The organism is Micromonospora sp. M51, assembly GCF_018070305.1.
GTDB classification, from domain to species: Bacteria; Actinomycetota; Actinomycetes; order Mycobacteriales; family Micromonosporaceae; genus Micromonospora; species Micromonospora parva.
Window position 1 is genome coordinate 1 of record NZ_JAGPXZ010000453.1, and the last position, 5,021, is coordinate 5,021.

Genomic DNA, 5,021 nt, shown 5'->3' on the forward strand with positions numbered 1-5,021 from the left:
GATGAACATCACTGGTGAACCTCCTCCGGACGATTCGGCGGCGGTCGCCCTGGTGTTCGGCGCGCTGGACAACACCGCCGGGTTCACCGCCTCGTCGACGGTCGCGACCTCGGACGGGCTCGGGGTGGGCGTCGGCTTCGTCGACCGCGACGGAGTCGGCGACGGGGTGACCCGCGCGCCGGTCAGCCGCGCCGCGTCGGTGGCGTGACCCAACGTCTGGCCGGCCGCGCTGATGCCCGCACCAGTGACCACGAGCCGGCCGCCCGGCGTACCCGCAGCGAACGCCACCCGGTAGCGCACCGTGATGCCCTTGCCCTTGCACAGCGTCGGCTTCGCTGGTGACGTCTGCGCGGTCGACACGTTGCCGCCGCCTCCGCTGACGGCCACCGGGAACCAGCGCCCGCCCGCGTTGACCTGGACCTTCACCTGGTTCGGCTGAAGACCCTCCATGGTGAAGCCCAGCGCGGTACGCAGCAGGACGCACCCGTCGGTGCGCTTGCGCACCGCGACGTTCACCCCCTGTGCGGAACCACCAGCGGCGAAACTGCTGGCCGCGCCCACCCGGACCGAGTCCTCGTCGGCCAGCGCCGGCGACGCACCGAGCAGCACCAGGCCGCCTGCCAGACCGCAGACCGTCGCCAGCCGTGCCGCGCGTCGACGCACTGTCATGATCACCTCGCCGTCCTCCCCGGGTGGGGTCCGCAGGTCAGGCTACTACCGGCCGGCCCACCCCATCGGTCATAGAGCGGCCCGGATGTGTGCCGCGTTACGGTTTAGCACCCGCCCGCCGACCCCGCTGACCAGCCGATCAGCCCGACGGTCCGGGCGTCAGCCGGCCTGCTCCGGCCCGGTGGTCTGCCTCCGCGTCAGCCGGCCCGCTCCGCCCCGACGGGCCCGGTTGCCCCCGGCGTCAGCGGGCCCGCTCCGCCTCGGCGAGGGCGTCGCGGCACAGTCGGTCGGCGGTGCGGGTGGTCTCCGGCAGGCGGTAGCGCGGGGTCAACGCCAGCACCTGCGCTGTCGCGTTCTCCAGGCTCATCCGATGCCCGACGCTGACGAAGACCGGCTTCACCCCGTCCCGGGTCCGCAGCACCCGACCGACGACGTCACCACCGTCCCGCAACGACGACCACGAACCCCGCTCGGCGGACGGCGGATCCCACGTCCCGACCAGCGGTGTCTTGCCCACCCCGATCGCGGGCAACCCGGTGACCACCCCGAGGTGGCACGCGAGCCCGAACCGGCGTGGATGGGCCAGCCCGTGCCCGTCGCAGACCAGCAGGTCCGGAATGGTGGTCAGGCGATCGAGCGCACCGAGCAACGCGGGCACCTCACGGAACGCGAACAACCCCGGAACGTAGTCGAACGCGGGTCGCCCCACGCCGACAGCGGAGTCCACCACCGCCAGGGTCCGGGCGTCCAGGACCGTCACGGCCGCCGCCAGCAGGTCACCACCCTCGGCGTACGCGACGTCCAGGCCGGCCACCGTCGCGGGCGCGCTCGGCCCCGGCCCGACCAGGTCCACCAGCGGCCGCAACTCCTCCTGTACGGCCACCGCCTCGGCAACACTGCCCGGCGCCACTTCCCCCACGCCCACCGTGCGAGCTGCGCGCGGCATGCCCGCTGCCTGCGGCATGCCCGCTGCGCGCGCGGCCCGCCATGATCCACTCGACATCACGAAAGTCGGGCTATCCCCCGGACCCGGATGCCCCGATTTCAAGAAACCGGAGTCGATCACCCTCGACCCGACGCATCGCCGCCACCTCCGGCAGCCCTGCCGTGCGGGCCGCCCCGGGCACTGTCACCGTCGGCCCGACCCCTGATCAAACCCAGGCCGAGCGCGACAACGATGCCGGTGGCGACACCGAAGGCGACGCCACCCTTCGCCCCGAACACCGGAATGCCGATAGCCAGGCCGACCAGGATGCCGACCGGCCAGGCCCAGACAGTCGACCTGATGCCCTTCGTGCCAGATTTCGCCATGCGTCGATCTTATTCGGCGCCGCCAGTGCCCTACCCCACCGAACGCGGCTTCCAGCCGGACGACGCACGGTCAGGCAAGCCCTCACTCGGCACGACCCCCTCGACCCACCGCCCGACCCATGCGCACCGCTGTCGGCCGGGATCCCGGCCCGCCTCGACTGCCTGTTCGTACACCCATCACTGTCGACCGGATGGCTGCGGGCCGCCCGCGCTGGGGTCGGTAGCGAACATGGCTCGGATGTCGTCCTCGTCGGGCAGCGCACGACCCCCGCTGACAGTCTCAGCCACTCTCTCGGCCGTCGCCCGATCAACGGTTTCAAAACGGTCCATGTTTCGATAGTCGTTGACAAAACGCACGACGAGCGCTGGATCGAAGGCCCAGCGTCCGCTGCGGTGATCCCAGAGGATCGCGCTGCCTGCGCCTACGTCCATGACGAAGAGCCCGGCTGGTCCTCCGACCCTCTCGTCATTCCGGTAGATCACGTAATACGTCAACAATCTCTTTCTCCAACTTGGTGACGACGTCCGCCGCAATAGGGAAATCGGAAGAGCTCAAGCCCAAATCGTGCACTACCTGGGAAAAGCTGATCCCTTGACGGTCGAGCCACGACCGATACTTCGGCCAGGCATCTCCGCTCTGGCTCAACCACTTGGCAAAGCTCGCGTCCTTCGTCGGGAACTCTGCGGCCAAGCCGTCCGGTACGGACTCCGACATCCGGCGCTCACGGTTCGCCGCAAGCATCCGCAGGAAGGCGTGCACATGCTCCTCCGGCCGGTTCGAGACCCGGCGCAGGATCTCGTAGTCGCCGTGGGTCCGCATCCACGCCTCCCGCGAGTCACGTGTGTGCAACTGCAGTTCGACGAGGAGCCCGTCGGGAGTGCGAAGGGTGCAGTTGAATCCGTAGAACCTGTTACCCGCCCGCCAGAAGTTCTTGAGATCCGACCTCGGGACGGAGAATCCCGCGTCGGTGAGGCCCGCGAGCACCAACTGAACGCCCCGCAGGTAGTTCACCCCGGGTGGCATCTCGAACAGGAACCGGAGGACGTCGTTCACCGTCTGGGAAAACTCCTCAACCCCAATGTTCGAGCCGCGCGCCTCATCGACGAACTTACGTGCCAGCGAACCCAGCCCTTTGACGCGAGCGGCGCGGTCGCGCAACTGCACCGGCTCTTCGAGACCCAGGGTTTCTGTCACGTTACGCCCGACCTGATCTAGAGCCGCTTCGACTCGATCGGCGGCCATCAGGGCGCGCTGCCGAAGCTCGGTCAGAGCGGCCAGCTCGCCTGCGGTCAGTTGCGCCAGCTCGTCGGCTGGATCACCCAGTTCGTGTGCCGCAGTCGGATCTCCGGCTGGCCTGTCCGGGTGTTGCGCCGAGCCAGGGCCGTCGAGGAGCAGGTACATCCGGTTGATGTACGGGTCACCGTGCCCGCCGTCGTCGTACGTCGGTGGGTGATCCGGCAGGTCGGGCCGTTCGCTGAACCGGCCCCGGGGCAGGCCGCCGAGCGGCATCGGTCGGCCGTCCCCGCTCAGCACCAGCGCGTCGATGCCGACCACGTCCGGGTAGAGCGGCCGGTCCCGGACCGCGCCGTTCTGCGGGTCCACGTAGAGAATCGTGCCGTTCTGGTTGAGCGCCACCCAGGCGTGCGAACCACCGTGTGCCCACTCGGTGACCAGGAACGAGTAGCTGCCGTGGCCGCCCAGCAGCAGTTGGTCGTGCAGGTTGCGGTAGCCCCGGTCGACGGCCTGCCGCGCCTGCGCTGCGTCCGTTGGTTGGCCGGACGTCGGGGCGACGAGTTGTTGGAAGCGCCCGCCGGTCACGTCTTCGACCCGGCCGGGGCCGCCTGCCTCGCCACGGATGGGACGCCTGATGTCGCCGTCGAGGTAGCCGTCGAAGGTGCGCGGTGCCGAGACGCGGGGTCGCCCGTGCACCCAGGTCTCGAAGAGCGACAGGGTGCAGTCCAGGCAGTTGATGCCCCGGGTGGCGTCGGCGGCGGGACCGCCGTCGTTGAGGAGCCGGAACCAGCCGCCCTGCCGGGGGTCGGCGGTGCGGATGACGGTGCCGTCCGGTTCGCGGGGCATCTGCCGTTCCACGTCGACCTGATGCAGGGCGAGCGGTGGACGCAGCCCTCCGGGCTGCCCGTACGGGCGGGAGTCGTCGATCGGCGGCGGATCGTCGTCGCCGGTGAGCCTGGACGGGCCGGCCGTCTCCACCGCCCCGAGCGCCAGCGCGCCCACGTCCCGGTTGGCGTACTCGAAGGTGGCGCTGATGTCCACCACCGACGGGGCGGCGCTGCCGGCCAGCACCGCGTCGGCCAGGTCACGCCATTCGGAGTACGCGCGGGCCTCCTCGTTCGCGGCGCGCTGCCAGCCGTCGGCCCAGAGCCGGTTGCCGGCCTGGTGCAGTTGTCGGGCGTAGGTGGCGTACTCGACGGTGCGACGATCGTGCTCCACGGCACGGGTACGCAGGCGGGCGGCTTCGGTCTGCCGGCGGTTGGTCTCGAACTCGATGCGCAGTGACTCGTAGTGCTCCTGGTAGCGCCGCCGCTCGGCGGCTTCCGCAGCGGCGGCCCACTGCGCCGCGTACGAGTCGTCGGGGTCGGGATCCTGCACCGACGGGGCACCGAACGCGGCCACGTCGACGGGGACCGACGCCCTTCCCCGGGCCGGGTGCTCGGGTGCGCGCACCGGTGCCGGTGTCTCCCGCGTCGGTGCACGCGGCGGCACGACGGATCGACCCACCACCGCCGGGGTGGGGGCGACCGGCGGCGACGTGTTGGCGGTGCTCGGGACGCCGTAGGTGACCGGCGTCGCGAGGCCGGGAGTGAGCGTCGGCGCGGAAGGGCCGGTTGTCGGAGACCAGGCGGTCGGCCCTGAGGGAGTGACGTGCGGCGAGTTGCCGGGGTGCGGCGGGGATCCACCGGTGGCAGCCGGGCCACTGTTCGATTCGACAGGGACGGCAACCGGCGCGGCCGAGAGCGTGGGGTCGGCCGTGGCCGGGTGCGGTAGGCCCACTCTCTCCACGACCGGCGCGGCAGTGGAC

General features: G+C 70.9%; 5 protein-coding genes. All 5 read right to left on the reverse strand.

The window, feature by feature from the left end:
• Positions 1–675 (reverse strand): hypothetical protein (locus KBX53_RS21865; protein WP_210861336.1); only part of this gene is annotated, 675 nt, incomplete at its 3' end.
• Positions 676–910: 235 nt separating this feature from the next.
• Positions 911–1,615, reverse strand: coding sequence for a deoxyribonuclease V (gene nfi, locus KBX53_RS21870; RefSeq protein WP_210861338.1), 705 nt, complete (start codon positions 1,613–1,615; stop codon positions 911–913).
• A gap of 116 nt (positions 1,616–1,731) precedes the next feature.
• The gene (locus KBX53_RS21875) at positions 1,732–1,980 is read right to left on the reverse strand and encodes a hypothetical protein (RefSeq protein ID WP_156057518.1); all 249 of its coding nucleotides are present in this window, start codon (positions 1,978–1,980) and stop codon (positions 1,732–1,734) included.
• 177 nt (positions 1,981–2,157) lie between these two features.
• Entirely contained in the window at positions 2,158–2,475 is a 318-nt protein-coding gene (locus KBX53_RS21880; protein WP_210861340.1) for a hypothetical protein, read from the reverse strand.
• Positions 2,447–4,666 (reverse strand): toxin glutamine deamidase domain-containing protein, encoded by a 2,220-nt coding sequence (locus KBX53_RS36480; protein ID WP_309140828.1) that lies wholly within the window; start codon positions 4,664–4,666, stop codon positions 2,447–2,449. The genes KBX53_RS21880 and KBX53_RS36480 overlap by 29 nt, the downstream gene beginning before the upstream one ends.
• Positions 4,667–5,021 lie beyond the last annotated feature (355 nt).

Excerpts from the sequence above, each read along its gene's own strand:
- nfi (WP_210861338.1), bottom strand. The coding sequence starts at position 1,615 with ATGCCGCGCGCAGCTCGCACGGTGGGCGTGGGGGAAGTGGCGCCGGGC.
- KBX53_RS21875 (WP_156057518.1), bottom strand. The coding sequence starts at position 1,980 with ATGGCGAAATCTGGCACGAAGGGCATCAGGTCGACTGTCTGGGCCTGG.